At 65.1% G+C, this 21,560-nt stretch carries 21 protein-coding genes; 9 read left to right on the top strand and 12 right to left on the bottom strand.

Going from position 1 to position 21,560, the window contains the following annotated elements; translation table 11 throughout:
• Positions 1 to 7: 7 nt before the first annotated feature.
• Both fdh3B and JQ592_RS22980 read left to right on the top strand, forming a co-directional pair.
• A complete protein-coding gene (fdh3B, locus tag JQ592_RS22985; protein ID WP_011088224.1) occupies positions 8 to 604 on the top strand; it encodes a formate dehydrogenase FDH3 subunit beta in 597 nt (198 codons plus the stop codon).
• A gap of 38 nt (positions 605 to 642) precedes the next feature.
• Positions 643 to 1,656: a formate dehydrogenase subunit gamma gene (locus tag JQ592_RS22980; protein ID WP_211405066.1), complete on the top strand. Its 1,014-nt coding sequence runs from the start codon at positions 643 to 645 to the stop codon at positions 1,654 to 1,656.
• A gap of 117 nt (positions 1,657 to 1,773) precedes the next feature.
• On the opposite strand, the gene JQ592_RS38605 is transcribed toward JQ592_RS22980, so the two are convergent.
• The 12 genes from JQ592_RS38605 to JQ592_RS22925 form a co-directional block, all read right to left on the bottom strand.
• Positions 1,774 to 1,896 (bottom strand): hypothetical protein, encoded by a 123-nt coding sequence (locus JQ592_RS38605; RefSeq protein WP_283816165.1) that lies wholly within the window; start codon positions 1,894 to 1,896, stop codon positions 1,774 to 1,776.
• A 137-nt stretch (positions 1,897 to 2,033) separates the two neighbouring features.
• Complete coding sequence (locus JQ592_RS22975; protein ID WP_211405065.1) at positions 2,034 to 2,321, bottom strand: YciI family protein; 288 nt, start codon at positions 2,319 to 2,321, stop codon at positions 2,034 to 2,036.
• Positions 2,322 to 2,397: 76 nt separating this feature from the next.
• Positions 2,398 to 3,372: a sugar ABC transporter substrate-binding protein gene (locus JQ592_RS22970; protein ID WP_211405064.1), complete on the bottom strand. Its 975-nt coding sequence runs from the start codon at positions 3,370 to 3,372 to the stop codon at positions 2,398 to 2,400.
• Between the two features lie 41 nt (positions 3,373 to 3,413).
• A complete protein-coding gene (locus JQ592_RS22965; protein ID WP_211405063.1) occupies positions 3,414 to 4,391 on the bottom strand; it encodes an ABC transporter permease in 978 nt (325 codons plus the stop codon).
• Positions 4,388 to 5,338 (bottom strand): ABC transporter permease, encoded by a 951-nt coding sequence (locus JQ592_RS22960; RefSeq protein WP_211405062.1) that lies wholly within the window; start codon positions 5,336 to 5,338, stop codon positions 4,388 to 4,390. Before JQ592_RS22960 ends, JQ592_RS22965 begins: the two co-directional genes overlap by 4 nt.
• Entirely contained in the window at positions 5,331 to 6,854 is a 1,524-nt protein-coding gene (locus tag JQ592_RS22955; protein ID WP_211405061.1) for a sugar ABC transporter ATP-binding protein, read from the bottom strand. Before JQ592_RS22955 ends, JQ592_RS22960 begins: the two co-directional genes overlap by 8 nt.
• Complete coding sequence (locus tag JQ592_RS22950) at positions 6,851 to 8,245, bottom strand: FAD-linked oxidase C-terminal domain-containing protein (RefSeq protein WP_211405060.1); 1,395 nt, start codon at positions 8,243 to 8,245, stop codon at positions 6,851 to 6,853. Before JQ592_RS22950 ends, JQ592_RS22955 begins: the two co-directional genes overlap by 4 nt.
• 60 nt (positions 8,246 to 8,305) lie before the next feature.
• Positions 8,306 to 9,190, bottom strand: a complete 885-nt coding sequence (locus JQ592_RS22945; protein WP_211405059.1) for an intradiol ring-cleavage dioxygenase — start codon at positions 9,188 to 9,190, stop codon at positions 8,306 to 8,308.
• Positions 9,191 to 9,204: 14 nt separating this feature from the next.
• The gene (locus JQ592_RS22940; RefSeq protein WP_211405058.1) at positions 9,205 to 10,107 is read right to left on the bottom strand and encodes an NAD(P)-dependent oxidoreductase; all 903 of its coding nucleotides are present in this window, start codon (positions 10,105 to 10,107) and stop codon (positions 9,205 to 9,207) included.
• Positions 10,108 to 10,128: 21 nt separating this feature from the next.
• Positions 10,129 to 11,493: an amidohydrolase family protein gene (locus tag JQ592_RS22935; RefSeq protein ID WP_211405057.1), complete on the bottom strand. Its 1,365-nt coding sequence runs from the start codon at positions 11,491 to 11,493 to the stop codon at positions 10,129 to 10,131.
• A gap of 4 nt (positions 11,494 to 11,497) precedes the next feature.
• On the bottom strand, positions 11,498 to 12,577 hold the full coding sequence (locus tag JQ592_RS22930; RefSeq protein WP_211405056.1) for a maleylacetate reductase: 1,080 nt from the start codon (positions 12,575 to 12,577) through the stop codon (positions 11,498 to 11,500).
• The gene (locus tag JQ592_RS22925; protein WP_211405055.1) at positions 12,574 to 12,897 is read right to left on the bottom strand and encodes a Dabb family protein; all 324 of its coding nucleotides are present in this window, start codon (positions 12,895 to 12,897) and stop codon (positions 12,574 to 12,576) included. Before JQ592_RS22925 ends, JQ592_RS22930 begins: the two co-directional genes overlap by 4 nt.
• A gap of 107 nt (positions 12,898 to 13,004) precedes the next feature.
• Here JQ592_RS22925 and JQ592_RS22920 point away from each other — a divergent pair, with 107 nt between their 5' ends.
• The 7 genes from JQ592_RS22920 to JQ592_RS22890 all read left to right on the top strand — a co-directional run bounded on the left by JQ592_RS22920 (position 13,005) and on the right by JQ592_RS22890 (position 21,497).
• Positions 13,005 to 13,928: a LysR family transcriptional regulator gene (locus JQ592_RS22920; protein WP_211405054.1), complete on the top strand. Its 924-nt coding sequence runs from the start codon at positions 13,005 to 13,007 to the stop codon at positions 13,926 to 13,928.
• A gap of 13 nt (positions 13,929 to 13,941) precedes the next feature.
• Positions 13,942 to 15,387, top strand: a complete 1,446-nt coding sequence (gene xylB, locus JQ592_RS22915; RefSeq protein WP_211405053.1) for a xylulokinase — start codon at positions 13,942 to 13,944, stop codon at positions 15,385 to 15,387.
• 140 nt (positions 15,388 to 15,527) lie between these two features.
• Positions 15,528 to 17,051 (top strand): sugar ABC transporter ATP-binding protein, encoded by a 1,524-nt coding sequence (locus tag JQ592_RS22910; protein ID WP_211405052.1) that lies wholly within the window; start codon positions 15,528 to 15,530, stop codon positions 17,049 to 17,051.
• Positions 17,044 to 18,084 (top strand): ABC transporter permease subunit, encoded by a 1,041-nt coding sequence (locus JQ592_RS22905; protein ID WP_211405051.1) that lies wholly within the window; start codon positions 17,044 to 17,046, stop codon positions 18,082 to 18,084. Before JQ592_RS22910 ends, JQ592_RS22905 begins: the two co-directional genes overlap by 8 nt.
• 116 nt (positions 18,085 to 18,200) lie before the next feature.
• Positions 18,201 to 19,148 carry an ABC transporter substrate-binding protein gene (locus JQ592_RS22900; RefSeq protein ID WP_211405050.1) on the top strand — a complete coding sequence of 316 codons (948 nt, stop codon included), beginning with the start codon at positions 18,201 to 18,203 and terminating at the stop codon, positions 19,146 to 19,148.
• Positions 19,149 to 19,273: 125 nt separating this feature from the next.
• Entirely contained in the window at positions 19,274 to 19,741 is a 468-nt protein-coding gene (locus JQ592_RS22895; RefSeq protein ID WP_211405049.1) for a MarR family winged helix-turn-helix transcriptional regulator, read from the top strand.
• Positions 19,742 to 19,787: 46 nt separating this feature from the next.
• A complete protein-coding gene (locus JQ592_RS22890) occupies positions 19,788 to 21,497 on the top strand; it encodes an FAD-dependent oxidoreductase (protein ID WP_211405048.1) in 1,710 nt (569 codons plus the stop codon).
• Positions 21,498 to 21,560: the final 63 nt, after the last annotated feature.

The raw sequence follows: 21,560 nt of genomic DNA, 5'->3' as shown, positions 1-21,560 counted from the left end.
AACGACGATGGCACGTATGAAGTTTCTCTGCGACGCCGACCGTTGCATCGAGTGCAACGCCTGCGTTACGGCCTGCAAGAACGAGCACGAGGTCCCCTGGGGCATCAACCGCCGCAGGGTCGTCACCATCGCCGATGGCAAGCCGGGCGAACGATCGGTCTCGATGGCCTGCATGCACTGCACGGATGCGCCTTGCGCGGCCGTGTGCCCGGTGAACTGTTTCTACACCACCGCCGATGGCGTGGTCCTGCACTCCAAGGATCTCTGCATCGGCTGCGGCTATTGCTTCTACGCTTGTCCGTTTGGCGCGCCGCAATATCCGAAGGTCGGCAATTTCGGCTCGCGCGGAAAAATGGACAAATGTACCTATTGCGCCGGCGGTCCCGAGGCCGACGGCAGCAAGGAGGAATACGAAAAATACGGTGCGAACCGCCTGGCCGAGGGCAAGCTGCCGCTGTGTGCCGAGATGTGCTCGACCAAGTCTCTGCTTGCCGGCGACGGCGAGATCATCGCCCAGATCTATAAGGAGCGCGTGTTGAAGCGCGGCTATGGCTCTGGCGCATGGGGCTGGAAGACCGCCTATCGCGAAACAATCGAGTCCTGAAGGCGCCGCGCGCCGGGGACAAATGCCGGGAGGAGTACATGTCCTCATTTGCAAGGTTCATTCGACCAGCCATCGGCGCGTGGGCGTTGCTTCTGTTGGTCATGGCATGTCCGGTACCGTCGCCGGCCCAGCAGATCAATCCGACGGCGAGCTCGGTCAATGAGCAGAAGTTGCTCCAGGAGATGGACCGGATCCAGGGACGCGTCAGCATCCCCGACCAGCGCTCCAGCGTGCTGATGCAACCTGCGGGCCGCGAGTGGCGTGAATTCCGCAACGTTGCGCTGCGGTGGATCGGTGGCGTCTCTGTGCTCGGTATGCTGGCGGTGCTGGTCATCTTCTATCTGACGCGCGGCATGGTGCGCCTCGAAAGCGGACGATCCGGCCGCACCATCGTGCGGTTCAACACCTTCGAGCGTTTCGTGCACTGGATGACCGCGACCTGCTTCATTATCCTGGCGATCTCGGGATTGAACATCACGTTCGGGCGGCCGCTGTTGCTTCCGCTGATTGGATTTGACGCCTTCTCGGAATGGTCGCAATGGGCGAAATACGCGCACAACTACCTGAGCTTTCCCTTCACGATCGGCGTCGTGCTGATCTTCCTGATGTGGATCGGCGGCAATATCCCCAACAAGGTCGATCTGGAGTGGATCAAGCGCGGAGGCGGGCTGTTCGGTCATGATCATCCGCCGGCTCGCCGTTTCAACGCGGGTCAAAAGGGAATCTACTGGATCGTTGTGATCGGCGGTGGCCTCGTCGCCGCGACGGGCTACCTGCTGATGTTCCCGTTCTACGTGACGGGGATCGAGGGCATGCAGATGGCCCAGATCGTTCACGCCATCGTGGCCGTGCTGTTTATCGCCGCGATGCTCGCTCACATCTACATCGGCACGATCGGGATGGAAGGTGCCTTCGAGGCGATGGGATCAGGCGAGGTGGATGTCAACTGGGCCCGCGAGCACCATAGCCTGTGGCTCGACCAGGAGTTGGCACGGACCGGCCCGAACGATTCTCAGCCGCAGCCGCGCCATGCTGCGTCCGCGGCCGAATAGAGCTGACGGAGTATTGCCTAGAGCATGATCCGGAAAAGTGCGAAGCAGTTTTCCGGAAAGATCATGGGTAAGCATAACCTAAAGCGCAATGACGATTCATCCAAATCTCATCGCGCTTTAGAGCCGCACGCCCGTCGTCGCAAAGGCCTCTGCAACGGGGAGCTGTATGCTGTCGAGCACGGCAACTCCAGCCATCGTGATGACGATCGTCGCAACACAGGCAAGGATGAAGGCCTTCATCGCGATCCCTCCTCGCGCGCATTATACAGGACCTCGGGCCGCGGACAAAGACTGTGCTTGGGATCGCGTAGGGGGATGCGGACTGCCAGCCCGGGCCCGCGTTCGTTCATCCATGGCTCCAGTCAAGGCCTGGCAGTCTATCCTTGTCGCCGCACGAACCCAGTGATCGTGACCTTCTCCCAGATGCCCGCCGCTGCGAAGGGATCCGCGCGGTTAAAGGCCTCGACTTCTGCACGCGTGGGGGCCTCGACCAGGAACAGGCTGCCGATCATGGTCCCGCCGTCGTCGGAGACGAGCGGCCCCGACATCACGATCTTGATGCCGAAACGCGAGGTATCGCTCAGGAAGGCCTTGTGGGCGTCGTAATTGGCGAGCCGGGTCGGCAGCGCGCCGGTGCGGTCGAGGGCGTGAATGGCGAACAGCATGGTGTCTCCGTTTCTTGGCTCAGTTCTTGGGACGGCCGCGAGGGGCGGCCGTCCGGATTCATTGTGATCTGGCGAACTACTTGGCGCCGAGCTTGCCGGCGTCCTCGAAGGTCGGGCAGGTCCGCTGCTCCAGCGGGACGTCGAACGGCCCAAAATTGTCCCTGGTGATGACGGTCGGCTTCAGCACGATCTCGTTGATGACGGGCTGGTTGCGCAAGGAGCGGATCGCCATCATGGTGCCGAGGCAGCCTTGGGCAAATCCGTTGTAATCGCCGCTCGCGAGCAGCTTGCCGGACTTGATCGCGTCGATCGCCTCCTTGGTGCCGTTGATGCCGATCACCTGCGCCTTACGGTTGGCGCCGTCGAGCGCCTCGATCGCGCCGACTGCCATGGCGTCGTTGGCGGCGAGAACGCCGTCGATCTGCGAATTCGACTGCATCAGGTTCTCCATCACCTGAAGCGCCTGGAGCCGCTGATAGTTACCGGGCTGCGAAGCCAGCAGCTTGGCGCCGGGCGCTTCCTTCAGCGCGTCGTTGAACCCGCGCACGCGATCGACATTGGTCAGCGAGCCCTTGACGCCCTCGATGATGACGATGTTGCCTTTGCCGCCCAGCGTCTTGAGCAGGAAGCGCGCGGTCTCGAGCCCGAGGCTGTAATCGTCGGCGCCGACAAAGGACAGGAACTTGCCGCCGGCGGAGCGGTCGGTGATGTTGACGACGGGGATCTTGGCATCGTTGATCTTCTCGACGCCCGGCACCATTGCCTTGTAGTCGACCGGCGTGAACACGATCGCGCTCGGCTTTTTCACCACCACGTCCTCGATCTGGCTGAGCTGCTCGGGGATCGAGTCCGGCTTGGTCGGGATGTATTGCAGCGTCTTCGCGTTCAGCGCCTTCGCCATGTTGTCGGCGCCGACCCGCACCGTCTGGAAGAACGGGTTGGTCTGGTTCTTGGTAAAGACGGCGATGGTCTCGCCGTCAGCCTGTGCCTGCGTCGTGAACGCAGCCGCCGTCAGCAGTGGCAACGTCAGATAACCCAGTCTCATTTTCATATTGCCTCCATCCCTCATTTTGCTTGTTGGATTTCAAAAACTCATTGCGCGCGGCGTCGGGTCTTCATGTCGAGCCAGACCGCGAGAATGACGATGATGCCTGTCACCAGCGGCTGCCAATTGGCGCTGACCGACAAGAGGTTCATGCCGTTCAGCACCAGCGTCAGGATCAGCGCGCCGATGAAGGTGCCGAACACGGTGCCGACGCCGCCGAACAGCGAGGTGCCGCCGATCAGCACGGCCGCGATCGCCGGCAGCGTCAGGCTTTCGCCGATGTCGGCTTCCGCCGAATTGAGACGCGACAGGAAGATGATCGAGGCAAGTCCTGCCATGGTGCCGGAGACCGCGTAGACCAGCAGCAGGCGACGCGCAACGGGGATGCCTGATAGCCGCGCCGCGACCGGATTGGCGCCGATCGCATAGATCTCCTGGCCCCAGATCGTCCGCTGCGCGAACAGCGTTCCGATTCCGAGGAACACCAGCAGCAGATAGACCGGGATCGGCAGGCCGAACAGGTAGCCGCTGCCGATCTGGCGGAAGCCTGCAGGGAATCCGTGAAGGGTCTCGCCCGCCATGTACCAATAGGTGAGGCCGTTCAGCACCCAGAGCATGCCGTAAGTGGCGATGAACGAGGGGATGCGCAGCGCGGTGACCATGATGCCGTTGAGCAGGCCGACGAGGCCGCCGCAGGCGAGCCCGGTGAGGATGCCGAGCGCGGGCGAGCCGGTCTTGTGGATCACGGTGCCGGCGATGCAGGCCGACAGCGCGACATTGGCGCCGACTGAGAGATCGAGGCCGGCGGTCAAGACCACCAGCGTCAGGCCGGAGGCGATGAAGAAGGTCAGGCTCGCCTGCCGGAGCACGTTGAGGATGTTGCCGAGGCTGAGGAAGGAATCGCTGAGCACGGCGAGCACCGCGCAGATCAGGAGCGCCGCGAGCAGGCGATAGAACACCTGGATCGCATCCTGCGACAGGAACGACCGGGGCGGCGCGATAGTCTCTTTAGTGATGTCGGTCATGCGCGGCTCCTGAGGCCGTCGAGGAATAGGGCAACGATGACGAGCACGCCGACGCTTGCCACCTGCACCGAGGACGGCAGCGAGATCAAGTTCAGCCCGTTGCGCAGCACGCCGACGGATAGCACCCCGAGCAGCGTGCCGAGCAGCCAGCCATTGCCACGCTCGAACGAGGTGCCGCCGACCGCAACAGCGGCGATGGCATCGAACTCGAGGCCGAGGCCCGCGGTCGGGTGACCGGAGTTCATCCGCGCCGTCATCAACAGGCCGGCGATCCCGGCCATGGCGCCGCCGATCGCATAGACCGCGATCAGCAGCCGGTTCGGCGACAGGCCGGCATAGCGCAGCGCCTCGCGGTTGCCGCCGAGTGCGAAGATGTAGGTGCCGAAGCGGGTGTGATAGAGCAGGCCGTGGAACGCCGCATAGGTCACCAGCGCCATCACGATCGGCACGGGAATGCCGAGCAGCGTCGCCGAATAGATGTCGCGCACGCTGTGGGGGATGCCGACCACGCTCTGGCCGTCGCTGACGATCAGCGACAGGCCCTGGGCCATGCCGAGCGTGCCGAGCGTCGCGACGAAAGGCGGGATGCCGAGGATTGCGACCAGCCAGCCGTTGGCAACGCCGAAGGCTGCGCCCACCAGCAGGCCGGCACCCAGGCCCAGCAGCATCGACTTGGTCGCGAGCGAGACGATGGCGACGCAGAGCGAGGTCAGCGTCAGCACCGCGCCCATCGACAAATCGAGCCCCTCGGTCATGATGATCAAGGTCATCGGCAGTGCGAGCATGGTCAGGATGGTCGACTGCACCAGCACGTTGGAGAGATTAGCAACCGACAGGAAGCCGGGCGCGATGACGCTGAACAGCGCGATCAGCAGCACCAGTACGATGGCAACGCCGGGAATCCGTTGCAGCGGATTGGGCTCTGAGACGACCGCGGCTTCACGCATGATGCATCCCCAGTCGCACGATGTTCTCCTCGGTCAGTTCGTTGCGGGGCAGGTGGCCGGCGATGCGCCCCTCGCGCATCACATAGGCGCGGTCGCAGACATGGCAGATCTCGACCTGTTCGGACGAGATCATCAGGGCCGCTGCGCCTTCCGCCACCAGGCGATCGATCAGGGCGAAGATTTCCGACTTGGCGCCGATGTCGATGCCCCGCGTCGGCTCGTCGAAGATGAAGAGCTTTGAGCCGGCGGCGAGCCATTTGCCGATCACGACCTTCTGCTGGTTGCCGCCGGAGAGCAGGCCGACGGTCTGCCGCGCGCTGGGCGTCGCGATGCGCAACTGCCGGATCAGGCCGTCGGAGGTGCGTTGCGCGCTGCGCTGGTCGAACAGGCCGCTCGGAAAAAGCTTCTTGAGTGCGGACACCACCAGATTGTCGCCGACCGACCGGAGCAGAGCGAGGCCCTCGCTCTTGCGGCTCTCCGGGATCAGCGCGATGCCGCGGCGGGCGGCCAGATCCGGCTCGCCGGAAATGCTCTTGCCGTCGAAGATGATCTCGCCGGAGCTGACCGGATCGGCGCCGAAGATGGCGCGCGCGACCTCGCTGCGGCCGGAGCCGACCAGGCCGCACAGGCCGACGATCTCGCCCCGGCGCACCTCGATGTTGATGTCGGAGATGCCCGTCGCCGCGGAGAGGCCCTTGACCTCGAGCAGCACCTCGCCCGGCTTGTCGGCGAAGTTCCGGGGATAGGTCATGTCGACGTTGCGGCCGACCATCATGCGGACGAGCTGATCCGGTGTCACGTCGGCGGGACGGACGCCGTCGATGCGGCGGCCGTCGCGCAGCACCGTGATGCGGTCGCCGAGCGCGAACACTTCGGCCATGCGGTGCGAGATGTAGACGATCGAGACGCCATCGGCCTTCAGCCGCGCGATCAGCGCGAACAGCAGCTCGGTCTCGCGGTCGGACAGCGCCGCGGTCGGCTCGTCCATGACGAGGATGCGGGCATTCTGGCTGATCGCCTTCGCGATCTCGACCATCTGCTGCTGTGCGACGCCCAGCTTGTCGACGGTGGTGGAGGGATCGATGTCGAAGCCGATCGTGTCGAGCACGCGTTTTGCGTCGGCCAATATCCTGCGGCGGTTGATGGTGCCGGGGATGCGGCCCTTCGGCTCGCGGCCGAGGAAGATATTCTGGGCGATGTCGAGATAGGGGACGAGCGAGAATTCCTGGAAGATCACGGCAATGCCGAGCTTCTGCGCATCCGCGGTCGAGGCGATCGCGACCTTCTTGCCCTCATGGTAGAACTCGCCGGCATCGGCGCGATAGGCGCCGCACAGCACCTTCATCAGGCTCGATTTGCCGGCACCGTTCTCGCCCAGCAGCATGTGCACTTCGCCGGGATAGACGGCAAAGGACACGTCGTCCAGCGCCTTGACGCCCGGAAACTCCTTGGTGATGCCACGCAACTCCAGCAGCGGGACAGGCGAGGTGACTTCGATCGGGAGCGCATCGCTCATGCCTTGGCTCCGCCTGCAAAGATCTTTCCGGGGTTCATCAGTCCATCAGGATCGAGCGCTGTCTTGATTGATCGCATCACATCGACGGCTTCGCCGAGCTCATCGGTGAGGTAGTCGATCTTGCCGAGCCCGATGCCGTGCTCGCCGGTGCAGGTGCCGTCCATGGCGATGGCGCGCGCGACCATGCGCGCCTGCAGCGCCTTGGCGCCTTCGGCCTCCTCGGGCTTCGCCGGATCGATCAGGATCAGCATGTGGAAGTTGCCGTCGCCGACGTGGCCGACGATGGGCGCGGTAAAGCCATGCTCGTCCGCGTCGCGCCGCGTTTCGGTCAGGCATTCCGCCAGCCGCGAGATCGGCACGCAGACGTCGGTGATCACCGCGCGTGCGCCGGGACGCAGGCCGAGGCCCGCATAGAGCGTGTTGTCGCGGGCGTGCCAGAGCCGGCTGCGGTCTTCCTGCGCCTTCGCCCAGGCAAAGCCATGGCCGCCATGGTCGGCGGCGATCGCCTGCGCAGCTTCGGCCTGCTCGGCGACGGAGGTCTCCGAGCCGTGAAACTCGAAGAACAGGGTGGGCGCCTCGCGATAGCCGAGCTTGGCGTAGGCGTTGATGCCGCGCATCATGACGTCGTCGAGCAGCTCGATGCGCGCCACGGGAATCGCGGACTGGATCACGGAGATTGCGGTATCGACCGCATCGTGCAGGGCATCGAAGCTGCACACAGCGGCCGAGATCGCCTGTGGCACGGGGTGCACCTTCAACGTGATCTCGGTGATGACGCCGAGCGTGCCTTCGGCGCCGACGAACATGCGCGTCAGGTCATAGCCGGCAGCCGACTTCCGTGCGCGCTTCGCGGTCCGGATCACGCGCCCGTCCGCGAGCACCACCTCCAGCGCCATGACATTGTCCTTCATGGTGCCGTAGCGCACGGCCATGGTGCCGGACGCGCGCGTCGACGTCATGCCGCCGATCGAGGCGTCGGCGCCCGGGTCGATCGGGAAGAACAGGCCGGTATTGCGCAGCTCCGCGTTGAGCTGCTTGCGGGTGATGCCGGGCTGCACCACGACATCCATGTCGCTGTCGTGCACCGCCAGCACCTTGTTCATGCGCGCGAAGTCGAAGCAGACGCCGCCCGCGACCGCCGCAGCATTGCCCTCGAGCGAGGTCCCGGCGCCGAACGGGACGATCGGCATGCCCGCGCTTGCGCACAGCTTCACGATATCGGCCGCCTCCCGCGTCGTTTCAGGGAAGACGACAATGTCAGGCGGCAAATTGCGATAATGCGATTCGCTCTGCCCATGCTGATCGAGCACGCCGCGCGCAACGCTCGCGCGCGGGCCGATCATGCCGGTGAGGCGATCGGCGAATATGCTCGTGCTGACCCGCGGTCCCATCCTTGCTCCCTGTTCGCTCCGATCGTGGACTCTTGTCGGTCCGTTGCGTTGTCGTTCGGCTTAGGCGGCTCTTGCGCTGCCCGCAACCTGCTTCAAGCCAAAATCATAGTTGAGATGAAAATAGTCGCCGTCCACCATGCGACCATCCGGCGCACGGCCGGCGGGATGCCGCACGAATTCGCGGATCAGGCTGTCCTTGACGCCGAACACCACATCGCTATCGAGATATTTGTCACCAGCGACGAACACGTGCGTCACGAGCTGCTCGAAACCCGGCGTCGAGATCATGAAATGCACATGCGCGGGTCGCCAGGGATGGCGTCCCTGTGCCTCCAGCATCTCGCCGACCGGGCCGTCATGCGGGATCGGATAGGCGGCAGGCTTGATCGACCAGAAATGGAAGCGACCATTGGCATCGGTATGGAAGCGGGCGCGCATCGCGAGATCGCCGATTTGGTCGAGCTGTTGCACGTCGTAATAGCCGTCATCGTCGGAATGCCAGACGTCGACCACTGCGCCCGCGAGCGGTTTCCCTTCGACGGTCGAGACCGAGCCGGTGACCAGCATCGGATCGCCTTCCATCGGACCGGAGATATCGGCGCCGCTGTCCTTCTCCGGCGCGGCCTGGACGAAGAAGGGGCCGAGCACCGTGGTCTCGGTCGCGCCTTCCGGCACCGGATGGTTGATGGCATCGACCAGCATGGAGACGCCGAGCGTGTCGGACAGCAGGATGAACTCCTGGCGCTTGTCGTCGCACATGTGCCCGGTGCGGGTCAGGAAGTCGATGCCGTACTCCCATTCCTTCTGGGTCGGGCGCACCTCGCGGACGAAGGCGTGCAAGTGCCGCACCAGCGCTTCGCTGACCTCTTTGATGCGTGGATCGGTTGCGCCCGCGATCCGCTCCAGCACCGCATCCGTGATCGTGTTCTCGTTGAAATTACGCATGTGTATCTCCGCGATCAGAGTTTCGGTTCGCCGAGGCCGGACAACCGCTCGAGATGCTTGACGGTCGCAATGAAGTCAGTCTCGCCGTCGCCCTGTGCGACGAGCGAGCCGTAGGTCTCGCGCACCTGGGCTGCGAGCTGCAACGGCACGCCGACGGCGTGGCCGGCACCCAAGATGAGATCGAGGTCCTTGGCCATCTGCTTGCAGGAGAAGGTGGACCCGAAATCGCGTGTCCGCAGCGGCGCAGTCTTGTACTTCACCATGGGAGAAGCCACCGCGCTGTCGTCGAGCACCTTCAAGATATCCTGCCAGGCGATGCCGCCCTTGCGCGCCAGTGCCAGGCTCTCCGCCATCATCGCGGCCGACACCGCGATCATCAGATTGACCGAGAGTTTTGCGTAGCGCGCTTCCTCGGCAGGGCCGAGATAGGTCTGCGCACGGGTGAAGGCGGCGAACAGCGGCTTTGCCTTCTCGAAGGCGTCCTTCGGACCCGAGACGAAACAGGTCAGCGCGCCGGTATGAACGATGCTGGCATTGCCGGAGACCGGCGCACGGAGATAGGCAATGCCGCGCGCCTGCGCGGCGGCCGCAACTTCGGTGGACGCCTCGACGCTCACGGTGCTGGTCTCGATGAGGACGGCTCCGGTCGTCATCGCGGCAATGAGGCCGGTCGGGCCGAGCAACGCACCGCGCAAGGCAGCGTCATCGGGCAGAGACGTGATGATCGCGGTCTTAGCGCTCACGGCGTCGGCCGGTGAAGTGGCGATCGCAATTCCCTGCGCGCGCGCCTCGTTGGTCCGCGCCGCACTCTGGTCGAACGCGGTGACGGCATAGCCGGCTTTCGCGACGAGCACCGACATCGGCAGGCCCATCTTGCCGATTCCGATGAATGCGACGTTTTTTGAGGTGTCAGTCATTGTCGTTATCCATTGACGCCTTCAGGCGGCGCGTCCTTGTCGTTCGATATCCTGCACCAGCCGTTGGCCGGATTGCGCCAGCAGCTCCTTCTTCGCCTCCAGCCCCTCGACCAGCAGCCGGCCGTTCCGCTTCTTCCAGGCGCCGCCGATCATGACGGATTCGATATTGGCGAGGCTCGTCTGCATCACCGCGGTCGCGACGGGATCGTGCACCGGACAGAGATTGAGAGCGGAGGCGTTGATGATGACGAGGTCGGCGAGCTTGCCCGGCGTCAGCGAGCCGATCTGATGTTCGCGGCCGAGCATGCGGGCGCCTTCCGTCGTAATCCAACGCAGCGCCTCGCGCACGGGAATCGTGGTCGTTCCCGGAATGGCGCCGCTCGTTTTGCGCGACTCCGCATTGTCGAGCGCCCGCTGCATCGACAGGGCAACGCGGGCGGCGGAGAAGAGATCGCCGGCCAGCACGGATTCCAGATCAATGCCGATGGTCGGCCGCACGCCGCGCTTGAGCAGCCGTCCCGTGATCGGAAAGCCATGACCCTGGATCATCTCGTTCTCGGGCGTGACCGAGAAGGACACGCCGAGATCGATCATCCGAGCCAGCAGCTCATCGGGCAGATCGTTGCCATGGACGATGTTGATGCCGGGGCCGGCGAGGCCCGCCTCGATCAGCTTCTCCCAGCCGCCGGGCGTCTTGGCCGGTCCGCCGCCCTGATGCATCGATGCGATCAGGTTCAGCTCCCGCGCCAGGCGGAAATCGTGCATGGTGACGTCGAGCGTCGAATAATGCGGGCCGAGAATCGCGAGCCCGAGCGTGACGAGGCCGTCGCGGTCGGCGAGGGGGCCTGCCAGCAGCCGCTCGACCTCGCGGCGCGGATGCGGCACTTCCGAGAAATGCGGCTCGCCCGGCTTCGGCTCGGGTTTCGGCGAGCCGTGGAAGAAGGCGGCGCGAATGCCGCTCTCGATCAGGCCGCGGACCGCCGCGTCGGTGTGCGCAGGCGTCGGGTTGTTGTGACACCAGTCGACCAGCGTGGTGACGCCGTGGTTGATCTGGTTCAGCGCGCCGACGAGCGTCGCGATATGGATGTCCTCGGGCCGGAACACGGTCGCCAGCCCGGCATGCATGCGGCGGAAATATTCCAGCAGCGTCCAGTTCGCGGCAAAGCCGCGCAAGCCCGTCTGCCAGGTGTGCATATGCGCGTTGATCAGGCCGGGGATGACGATGCGGGCCGTGCCGTCGACGATCTCCGTGTCGGCCGCGACGTCGATCGATGGCCGCACACTCGCGATGCGGCTGCCCTCGACCAGCACATCGCCGGTGCCGAGGTCGCCGATCGCGTCATCCATGGTGATGACGGTAGCCGATCTGATCAGCGTGCGCCGCATCGCTTCAAGCCGCCGCTTTGACGGTGCCCGGCGGCTCGCCGGCCCAGGCGCGCGCGATCAGGTCGCGGATGGCGCCGCGCTCGAGCGGGCGCGGATTCCAATAGGCATTGGTGACGGCAAGATCGGCGGCCTTGTCGATGCCGCTCTCGGGCATGCCGACATCGCGCAAGGCTAGCTTCGCGCCGAGCCGTTTCGCAAGCTCGAAAAGTCCTTGCGACGCATCGGCCGCACCGATCGCGCGGGAGATGCGCGCCATCGCATCAGGCACAGCCGGCGCATTGTAGGCGAGCGCATGCGGCAGCACGATGGTGTGCGTCTCGGCATGCGGCAAGTCGAAGGTTCCGCCGAGCGTGTGACAGAGCTTGTGGTGCAGCGCCATGCCGACGGTGCCCAGACAGACGCCGCACAGCCAGGCGCCGTAAAGGGCTTCGGTCCGCGCCTCGCGGTCGTCGCTCTTGGCGGCGATGGCGGGGAGTGCACGCGCCAACGCGCGGATGCCTTCTTCCGCCATCAGCGACGTCACGGGATTGGTGTCGCGCGCGTAAAGCGCTTCCACCGCATGGGCGATCGCGTTGATGCCGGAGGTCGCGGCCAAACTTGCCGGCAGCGTCAGGGTGAGGTCGACATCATAGATGACGGTCTCCGGCAGCACGGCGGCGTCGCGCACTGTGGTCTTCAGGCCGTTCTCGGTCTGGCCGACGATCGGCGTCATCTCCGAGCCGGCATAAGTGGTGGGAATGCAGAGCTGGTTGACACCGGTGCGCAAGGCGAGCGCCTTGCCGAGGCCGGTGGTCGAGCCTCCGCCGAGCGAGACGACACAGTCGGCCTCGCACGCCTTCATCGCCGCGAGCGCGCGCTCCGTGACGTCGACCGGCGTGTGCATTGTGGCGCCGGGAAAGATGCCGGCATAGAGCGGGCCGAGCGCGACCCCAAGGCTTTTGCCTTGGGCCTCCTGCTGCGGCGTCGTCAGCACCAGCGCGCGCTTGCCGCCGAGTCGTTCGACCTCGGCTTTCGCCGAAGCAAGCGTGCCGCTGCCGAACACGACGCGGCAGGGCAGGTTTTCAAAGGTGAATGAACCGATCATGCGCCGGTCTCTTTGATGGGATAATCGACCTGGAAGCGTCCGATCCGCAAGTCGCCGAGCGCCTCGCGCACGCGCAGATGCTCCGGATGATTTGCATAGGCTGCGAGTGCGGCCTGATCGGTGAATTCGGAGAACAGCACCACGTCGCAGGCGTAGTCGACGGCACTGACATCCATGCCGACCTCGATATGGGTGAGGCCATCGATCCGGCCCTTGAGGCCTTCGAACAGGGTCTTGACCCTGAGCCGGGCGGCGGAGCGCTCCTCGGGGGTCTCCCCGCGCAGCCGCCACATCACGATGTGCCTGATCGGGCCCGACATTTCCTGATTTCCTCGCCTGCCATTGTGCTTTGTTGGCGGCATTTTGCCTTGCAGAAATCGGAATTAAAGGTCAAAATTTGTAAGTCTCTTTTCCTGTTTCCGCAAAAATGGACCGGCTGCTCCAACTCGAAGTCTTCTCCAAAACCGCCGAGCTCGGCAGCCTGTCCAAGGCCGCCGAAATGCTGCGGATGTCGAACGCGGCCGCCAGCCGCCATCTCAGCGCGCTGGAGGAGCGCCTTGCGGTTCGGCTGATCGAGCGCAACACGCGCCGGCAATGGCTGACCGAGGCCGGGCAGGAGCTGTTGCAGCGCTGCAGCACTCTGTTGAACGAACTCGCCGAGGCCGAAGACGCCGTCTCCGACCGCGCGCTGTCGCCGAAGGGGATGCTGCGCGTGACGAGTTCGCTGTCTTTCGCGATGATCTATCTCGCGCCGATGCTGCCTGCCTTCCGCGCGCTCTACCCTGATCTCAACGTGCAGATCATCAGCGCGAACCGCTATCTGGACTTCATCGAGGCCGGCATCGACGTCGCGATCCGCACGCGCGAGCACGAGCCGGATTCCAACATTGTCGTCCGCCGCATCGGCCAGATGCACCGCGTGCTCGCGGCCGCCCCGTCATATCTGGAGAAGCACGGCCTCCCGGAGCACCCTGCCGATCTCGCCCGCCACAACATGCTGATCTACAACCTTGCGAACGATCCCTATTCGCTGCGGCTAACAAAGGGTAGCACGACGCAGACCGTCAGGATCGCACCGACGCTCGACAGCAATGACGGCCAGATCATCTGCGGCGCGGCGCGCGCAGGGCTCGGCATCCTGATCCAGCCGCTCTACATCGTGCAGAGCGATATCGCGGCCGGCCGGCTGGTGCCCGTTCTGAGAGGCTGGGAGCTGCCGTTGCTCACCATGAATATCGCCTATCAGAACCGTGTTCGGCTGCCCGCCAAGATCAGGGTCTTTTCCGACTTCCTGGTCACTCATATCCGCGAGCATTCGGAGCCGGGGATATGGATCGACGCGACGAAGTAAACGGGAAGCATCCATGTATCTCGGCATCGATCTCGGCACCTCGGCGGTCAAGACCGTTCTCGTCGACGATGTCCAGCGCGTGATTGCAAGCGAAAGCCGGCTGCTTGCGACCGTCTCGCCGCAATCAGGCTATTACGAGCAGGACCCCGCGCAGTGGATCGATACGACCTTTGCCACGCTGGACGCCCTTAAGGCGTCGCACGCGGACGCGTTAGCCGCGGTCCGGGGCATCGGGCTGTCCGGCCAGATGCACGGTGCCACGCTGCTCGATGTGAGCGGAAAGCCGCTACGACCCTGCATCCTCTGGAACGACGGACGCTCGGCCGCCGAGTGCCGTATCCTGGAGCAACGTTGGCCCGCGTTGCGAGCTGTGACGGGCAACAAGGCGATGGCTGGATTCACCGCGCCAAAACTGCTCTGGATCGCGACGCACGAGCCGGAGATCTTTGCGGCGACGAAACTCGTTCTGCTGCCAAAGGCCTATTTGCGCCTGGTGCTATCAGGCGAGGCCATCGAGGATGTCTCGGACGCATCCGGATCGCTCTGGCTCGACGCCGCGCGCCGGGACTGGTCTGACGCAGCGCTGGCAGCGACTGGCCTGTCGCGCGATCACATGCCGCGTCTGGTCGAGGGATGCGCGCCTGCAACGACGCTGCGCAGCGAGCTCGCGCGGCGCTGGGGTATGACCCGGCAGCCGGTGATCGCGGGCGGCGCCGGCGACAATCCGGCCGGCGCCGTCGGTATCGGCGCCATCGAGCCGGGAACCGCATTCGTATCGCTGGGAACCTCGGGTGCCTTGCTGGCGCCGACCAACAGAATAGCCGCCAATCCCGATCGCGTCGTGCACACGTTCTGCCACGCCATTCCCGGCATGTGGATTCAGGCCGGCGCGATCCTGTCGGCCGCCTCCTGCCTTGCCTGGACCGCGCGCCTGTTCGGCGTCACCGAGGCCGAGTTGCTGGCGCCGCTTCGATCGCGCCCGCAGGCGCCGTCGCCGGTGAGCTTCCTGCCTTATCTCGCGGGTGAACGGACGCCGCACGACGATCCCGCCGTGCGCGGCATGCTCGATGGTCTGAGCCACGGCACCGATCGCGGGACGATCGTGCAGGCGGTGCTAGAGGGCGTTGCCTTCGCGCTTGCCGATTGCCGCGACGCGCTGGCGGATGCCGGCATTGCGATTGCGGAAGCCGATGTCATTGGCGGCGGTTCACGATCCGCGTTCTGGCTCTCGGTGCTGGCCAACGTGCTGAACGTTCCGATCCATCGCTTCGCCGGAGGCGAGACCGGTGCAGCGTTCGGTGCGGCAAGATTGGGGCGGCTTGCTGTCACGGGTGAGGCAATTGCCGCCGTATGCACGCGGCCACAGCGCGTGGAGACGTTTGAACCTGACGCGGGACTGGTCGATGCCTACGCCGAGCGGCTTCCCGCCTGGCGTGAACTGTATCGGCCGCGCCACTAGCTGGCCCAATCTGGTTTGCATACTTCAGTATACCCGCCTTCGGTATTGCCCTGCGTCATCCGCTTTTGTTTAATGACCAAACCGCGCTGACAAGAAGCTTAAGACGCGGGTAGGAAACGCATTGTGCGCCGGGAGGCACGATGAACGATCCGATCCTGGAGATGCGCGGGGTCTCGAAGTCTTTCTTCGGCATCAAGGCGCTGCGTGCCGTCGATCTCACCGTCTATGCCGGCGAAATTCACGCCCTGATGGGTGAGAACGGCGCCGGCAAGTCGACGTTGATGAAGATCCTGTCCGGCGCCTACCGGCCCGATCCCGGTGGGGAGATCCGCATCGAGGGCAGCCCGGTGCGGATCGAGGGTCCGCTCGGCGGCCGCGCCGCGGGCATCTCGATCATCTATCAGGAGCTGTCATTGGCTCCCAATCTCAGCGTTGCCGAGAATATCTATCTAGGAAGGGAGATCTCGCGTGCAGGTTTGCTGGCCCGCGGCGAGATGCGCGAGGGCGTCGGGCCGATCCTGAGGCGGCTGGGCGCAGATTTCCTGCCATCGACACTGGTGGCGCACCTGTCCATGGGCCAGCGGCAACTGGTCGAGATCGCCCGAGCGCTGCACGCGAGATCAAAGATCCTGATCATGGACGAGCCAACCACCTCATTGTCGGCCGCCGAAAGCGAGCGGCTGTTCGCTCTGATCCGCCAGCTTCGCTCCGAGGGGCTCGCCATCATCTACATCTCGCATCGCATGGACGAGGTCTACGCGCTCGGCGACCGCGTCACCGTGCTGCGCGACGGCCGCCTGGTCGGATCGCTCGACAAGCAGGACATTCGCGCCGACACCATCGTCCGCCTGATGGTCGGGCGTGACGTCTCCTCGTTCTACAAGAAGGATCACGATCCGGAGGCGGGGCGGGGACATCCCGTGCTCGCAGCGATCGACATGGCCGACGGCCAGCGCGTCAAGGGTTGCTCGCTCACCGTGCATGCGAGTGAGGTGGTCGGCTTGGCCGGCCTGATTGGCGCGGGGCGCACCGAGCTTGCGCATCTCATCATCGGTGCGGCGCCCAAGACCTCCGGCCGCCTCGAGCTGGAGGGACGCCCGGTCGAGATCCGCACGCCGGGCGAGGCGTTGGAGGCCGGGATCGCCTATCTGACTGAAGACAGGAAGGCGCTCGGCCTGTTCCTGGACATGTCGTGCCTCGACAACATCAATCTCGCCGTGCTCGGGCGCGACGCGAAGCTCGGCTGGGTGCTGGATCGTGACAAGGCGCGTGAGCGCGCCGACCGGGCCTTCGCCGGGCTCAGCATCCGCGCAGCCAATGTCGGCGTCCCCGCAGGCGGCCTGTCCGGCGGCAACCAGCAGAAGGTGCTGCTGTCGCGCCTTCTCGCGATTGCGCCCAAGGTCCTGATCCTAGATGAGCCGACGCGCGGCGTCGACGTCGGTGCCAAGTCCGAGATCTATTCGATCATCGACAATCTGGCCAAGGCCGGCACCGCGATCCTCGTCATCTCGTCCGATCTGCCCGAGATCATCGGCATCTGCGACCGCGTCGTCGTCATGCGTAGCGGGCACATCGCCGGCGAGGTCAGGCGGACCGAGACGGCGCCGTTGAACCAGGAAGACATTATGTCGCTTGCCACGGGGATGGAGCATCTCGATGCCTGACAATGGTGCTTCGGAGGCCAAGCGCGCCCCGGCGACGACCAATGGCGCTGCCGCAGAGACAAGGCGCCAGCGGATGAGGGTGCTGATCAGCGCGCTCGGCATGCTGCCGGTGCTGCTGATCCTCTGCATCGGCTTCCACGTGCTGTCCGAGGGCCGCTTCTTCACCGGGCAAAATCTCGGCATCGTGTTGCAGCAGGCGGCAGTGAACACCGTGCTCGCCGCCGGCATGACCTTCGTCATCCTCACCGGCGGCATCGACCTCTCGGTCGGGTCGATCCTGGCGGCCTCCGCGATGGCCGGTCTGACGCTCTCCAAGCTGCCGGAGCTCGGGATGCTGTGGCTGCCGGCCGCGCTGCTCACGGGCCTTGGCTTCGGCATCGTCAATGGCGCGCTGATCGCGCTCTTGCGCCTGCCGCCTTTCATCGTCACGCTCGGTTCGCTCACCGCGGTGCGCGGCCTGGCGCGATTGCTCGGCGCCGACACCACCGTGTTCAATCCGTCCATTCCTTATGCCTTCATCGGCAACGGCTCGTTGACGCTCGTTCCCGGCGTCGCGTCGATCCCGTGGCTCTCGGTGATTGCCTTGCTCGTCATCTTCGTCTCGTGGCTGGTGTTGCGCCGGACTGTGCTCGGCGTGCACATCTATGCGGTGGGCGGCAATGAGAGCGCGGCGCGGCTTGCCGGCATCAAGGTCTGGGCCGTGCTGATCTTCGTCTACGGTGTCTCCGGCCTTTTCGCCGGGCTCGGCGGCGCCATGCAGGCGGCGCGGCTCTATGCGGCCAACGGCCTCCAGCTCGGCCAGTCCTATGAGCTCGACGCCATCACCGCTGTGATCCTCGGCGGCACCTCCTTCGTCGGCGGCATCGGCTCGATCTGGGGCACGCTGGTCGGCGCACTGATCATCGCCGTCCTGTCCAACGGCCTCATCCTCATCGGTGTCTCCGACATCTGGCAATATGTGATCAAGGGCCTGGTGATCATCGGCGCCGTGGCACTCGATCGCTACCGGCTGCAAGGCTCCGCCAGAACTTAGGGGGCTCCGCCAGAACTTAGGAGCCTCGGCGCGCAGCTGAGTAGGCATGGCTTGGGATTCCGTTGCGGCAACTGGTCTGCCGCGCCGGGGACGAAGACAGACCAGGGAGGAAGTCCATGTTGAAGACGATCATGCTTGCCGGCGCCGCCATGGCGCTTGCCCTGACCACCGCGCCATCCTTCGCCAAGGAGCTCAAGTCGATCGGCGTCTCGCTGGGATCGATGGGCAACCCGTTCTTCGTCGCGCTGTCGAAGGGCGCCGAGTTCGAGGCCAAGAAGACCAATCCAAGTGTGAAGATCACGGCCGTCGGTTTCGAATACGACCTCGGCAAGCAGGTCACCCAGATCGACAATTTCATCGCCGCCGGCGTCGACCTGATCCTGCTCAACCCCGGCGATCCCAAGGCGATCGGGCCGGCGATCAAGAAGGCGCAGGCGGCGGGCATCGTCGTCGTCGCCGTCGACACTGCGGCCGAAGGCGCCGATGCCACCGTGACCACGAACAACGTGCAGGCCGGCGAGATCTCGTGCCAGTACATCGTCGACAAGCTGGGCGGCAAGGGCGACGTCATCATCGAGAACGGGCCGCAGGTCTCAGCCGTGATCGACCGCGTCGTGGGCTGCAAGAACGTGCTCTCGAAGAATCCCGGCATCAAGGTGCTGTCCAGCGACCAGGACGGCAAGGGCTCGCGCGAGGGCGGCCTTACCGTGGCACAGGGTTATCTGACGCGCTTCCCCAAGATCGACGCCATCTTCGCCATCAACGATCCGCAGGCGATCGGCACCGACCTTGCCGCGCGCCAGCAGAACCGCACGGGCATCGTCATCACGGCGGTGGACGGCGCGCCCGACATCGAGGCCGCGCTGAAAGATCCGCAGTCGCCGCAGATCCAGGCCTCGGCTTCGCAGGACCCGTTCTTCATGGCGCGGCGGGCCGTGCAGGTCGGTGTCGGCATTCTCAATGGCCAGAAGCCGGCCTCGACCGTCGAACTCCTGCCGTCCAAGCTCGTGACCAGGGATAACGTCGCCGAGTACAAGGGCTGGACCTCGGATCGCTCGCAGTAAGACTGCGTTTTCCTCCCGGAAAGCCCGAACACGAGATGACGGGCGGCGTTTCGATCAACGCCGCCCGCGGGCTGACTGTTGTGTTAGCCTCGCGCGATCTCGATCGGTCGATTCGGAAGCATCCAGTGAAATCCAGGACATCCGGCACCGCGTGGCGGCATGCCAATATCGGTCGCCTGCTCAACAACGCCGTGCGCCGCTTCGAAGGCCGCGTGCTCGAATTGATGAGCGAGCGGGGACACGATGAGACGCGCATCGCCCATGTCAGCCTGACCCGCAATCTCGACGTGGAGGGGACGCGGCTCACCGAGCTCGCCCGCCGCGCCTCCATGAGCAAGCAGGCGATGGGCGAGCTGGTCGATCAATGCGCCGAGCTCGGCCTCGTCGATCGCATCGCCGACCCGACCGACCGGCGCGCGCGCATCGTCATGTTCACGCCGGCCGGGCGCAAATGGCTGGATGCGTTTCGCGATGCCGTCGACATCGCCGAGCAGGAAATGCGCGCCGAGCTCGGCAAGGCTGCGATGGATGCGATCCTGAAGGGGCTGGCGGTCTATGGCGCGAAGTTCGACACGCTCGACGATCCCGATTAGTCAGGCTACTTGACGATATCGTCAGGCTACCTTACCATGCAAGATAATGCTGGTAGGGAGAAGCGTCTTGGAAACACGTCTGACGGCCTCGGTGCTCATCGTGGGCGGGGGCCCTTGCGGGCTGATGCTGGCCAACGAGCTCGGCCGCCGCGGCGTGTCCGCGGTCCTGGTCGATGAAAAGCCCGGCACGGCATTCAATCCGCAGGCCAATGCGACGCAGGCGCGCTCGATGGAGCATTATCGGCGGCTGGGTTTTGCCGACGAGATCAGGCGCGAAGGTCTGCCCGCGGATTATCCGACCGACGTTGCCTACTTCACGCGCTATACGGCTTACGAGCTGGCGCGCTTTGCATTGCCGTCATCGTCGCGCGCGGGCGAGTTGATCAAGGGCATGTCGGGCTCCTGGAGCGCGGCGGAGCTGCCGCATCGGGTCTCGCAGAAATATGTCGAGGCGGTGCTGCGCCGCCATGCCGAACAGCTCCCCGGAATCAAGCTCAACTACGGTCACCGGCTGATCGGCTACGTCGAAAACAACGACGGCATCGTCGGCGAGATCGAATGTCTCGACGACGGCAGCCGCTTCCGGGTCCGGGCGGATTTCCTGGTCGGCGCCGACGGGCCGCGCTCGATGGTCCGGCAATCGCTTGGGATTGTTTACGGTGGTGAGACCGGGACGCAGCGCGATTTCATGGGCGGCCGCATGCTGGCGGTCTATCTCCGTTCGCCGGAGTTCTACGCCAGCGTCCCGCACGCCAAGGCGTGGATGTACAATTGCTTCAACGGCGACCGCCGCGCTTTCATGGCATCGGTGAACGGGCGCGACGAATTCGCGTTTCACACACAGCTACGGCCGGGTGAGGACGAGAATGCGATCACGGTCAACGAGGCCACGGCTGCGTTCCAGCGTGCCTGCGGCGCGCCCATCCCATGCGAGGTGCTGTCGTTCCTGACCTGGACCGCCGGTCACGCGCTGGTGGCGAATGGGATGCAACGGGGCAGGGTGTTCCTCGGCGGCGATGCGGCGCATCTGTTCACGCCGACCGGCGGGCTCGGCTACAACACGGCGATCGAGGATGCGGTCAATCTCGGCTGGAAGCTCGCAAGCGTCGTCAAGGGCGTGAGCCCGGCGACGCTGCTCGACAGCTACGAGATCGAGCGGCGACCGGTGGCGCTGCGCAACACCGACTATGCGCGGCGCTTTGCGGACTCCCTCGGTCTCTTCGCGCCCGCGCCTGACATCGAGGATGCCACGGACGCCGGCGGCGAGGCGCGGCAGGCGGCGGGCATCTATCTCGAACAGCACGCCCGTGCCGAGTTCAACATCCCCGGCGTCACCTTCGGCGGGCGCTACGACGGCTCGCCGATCATCGTCTCCGACGGCAGCCAGCCGCCGCCGGATGCTGCGAACGTCTACATCCCGAGCGCCTGTCCGGGCGGCCGCGCGCCGCATGCCTGGCTGGAGGACGGCGTGTCCCTGTACGACCTGTTCGGGTTCGAATGGACGCTGCTCCAGTTCGGCGAAATCGTGCCGGCTCGCGCGGCGGTCACCGATGCCGTCCGCAAGCTCGGTGTCGACGTGAAGCTCGTGACGCTGCCGGCATCGTTGCGCGACCTCTATGACGCCGACCTCGCTTTGATACGTCCCGACCAGATCGTGGCCTGGCGCGGCGGCGCGTCCCAGGCCGGAACGATCGGACACAACCTTGCACGCGCGCTCGGGCACGGCGCGAGCGACGGCGCGCGGCTGGCAAGCTGAAGCAATTTCCGCCGCCGCACCCAATGCGGCAGTGCGGCCAATAACAACAAGGCGACAAGACAT

The sequence above is a fragment of the Bradyrhizobium iriomotense genome (genome assembly GCF_018129405.1).
Lineage (GTDB): Bacteria > Pseudomonadota > Alphaproteobacteria > Rhizobiales > Xanthobacteraceae > Bradyrhizobium > Bradyrhizobium iriomotense_B.
The sequence above is the reverse complement of the archived record's forward strand: the minus strand, read 5'-3'. Positions and strand labels throughout refer to the sequence as shown.

Excerpts from the sequence above, each read along its gene's own strand:
- fdh3B (WP_011088224.1), top strand. The coding sequence starts at position 8 with ATGGCACGTATGAAGTTTCTCTGCGACGCCGACCGTTGCATCGAGTGC.
- JQ592_RS22980 (WP_211405066.1), top strand. The coding sequence starts at position 643 with ATGTCCTCATTTGCAAGGTTCATTCGACCAGCCATCGGCGCGTGGGCG.
- JQ592_RS38605 (WP_283816165.1), bottom strand. The coding sequence starts at position 1,896 with ATGAAGGCCTTCATCCTTGCCTGTGTTGCGACGATCGTCATCACGATG.
- JQ592_RS22975 (WP_211405065.1), bottom strand. The coding sequence starts at position 2,321 with ATGCTGTTCGCCATTCACGCCCTCGACCGCACCGGCGCGCTGCCGACC.
- JQ592_RS22970 (WP_211405064.1), bottom strand. The coding sequence starts at position 3,372 with ATGAAAATGAGACTGGGTTATCTGACGTTGCCACTGCTGACGGCGGCT.
- JQ592_RS22965 (WP_211405063.1), bottom strand. The coding sequence starts at position 4,391 with ATGACCGACATCACTAAAGAGACTATCGCGCCGCCCCGGTCGTTCCTG.
- JQ592_RS22960 (WP_211405062.1), bottom strand. The coding sequence starts at position 5,338 with ATGCGTGAAGCCGCGGTCGTCTCAGAGCCCAATCCGCTGCAACGGATT.
- JQ592_RS22955 (WP_211405061.1), bottom strand. The coding sequence starts at position 6,854 with ATGAGCGATGCGCTCCCGATCGAAGTCACCTCGCCTGTCCCGCTGCTG.
- JQ592_RS22950 (WP_211405060.1), bottom strand. The coding sequence starts at position 8,245 with ATGGGACCGCGGGTCAGCACGAGCATATTCGCCGATCGCCTCACCGGC.
- JQ592_RS22945 (WP_211405059.1), bottom strand. The coding sequence starts at position 9,190 with ATGCGTAATTTCAACGAGAACACGATCACGGATGCGGTGCTGGAGCGG.
- JQ592_RS22940 (WP_211405058.1), bottom strand. The coding sequence starts at position 10,107 with ATGACTGACACCTCAAAAAACGTCGCATTCATCGGAATCGGCAAGATG.
- JQ592_RS22935 (WP_211405057.1), bottom strand. The coding sequence starts at position 11,493 with ATGCGGCGCACGCTGATCAGATCGGCTACCGTCATCACCATGGATGAC.
- JQ592_RS22930 (WP_211405056.1), bottom strand. The coding sequence starts at position 12,577 with ATGATCGGTTCATTCACCTTTGAAAACCTGCCCTGCCGCGTCGTGTTC.
- JQ592_RS22925 (WP_211405055.1), bottom strand. The coding sequence starts at position 12,897 with ATGTCGGGCCCGATCAGGCACATCGTGATGTGGCGGCTGCGCGGGGAG.
- JQ592_RS22920 (WP_211405054.1), top strand. The coding sequence starts at position 13,005 with ATGGACCGGCTGCTCCAACTCGAAGTCTTCTCCAAAACCGCCGAGCTC.
- xylB (WP_211405053.1), top strand. The coding sequence starts at position 13,942 with ATGTATCTCGGCATCGATCTCGGCACCTCGGCGGTCAAGACCGTTCTC.
- JQ592_RS22910 (WP_211405052.1), top strand. The coding sequence starts at position 15,528 with ATGAACGATCCGATCCTGGAGATGCGCGGGGTCTCGAAGTCTTTCTTC.
- JQ592_RS22905 (WP_211405051.1), top strand. The coding sequence starts at position 17,044 with ATGCCTGACAATGGTGCTTCGGAGGCCAAGCGCGCCCCGGCGACGACC.
- JQ592_RS22900 (WP_211405050.1), top strand. The coding sequence starts at position 18,201 with ATGTTGAAGACGATCATGCTTGCCGGCGCCGCCATGGCGCTTGCCCTG.
- JQ592_RS22890 (WP_211405048.1), top strand. The coding sequence starts at position 19,788 with ATGCTGGTAGGGAGAAGCGTCTTGGAAACACGTCTGACGGCCTCGGTG.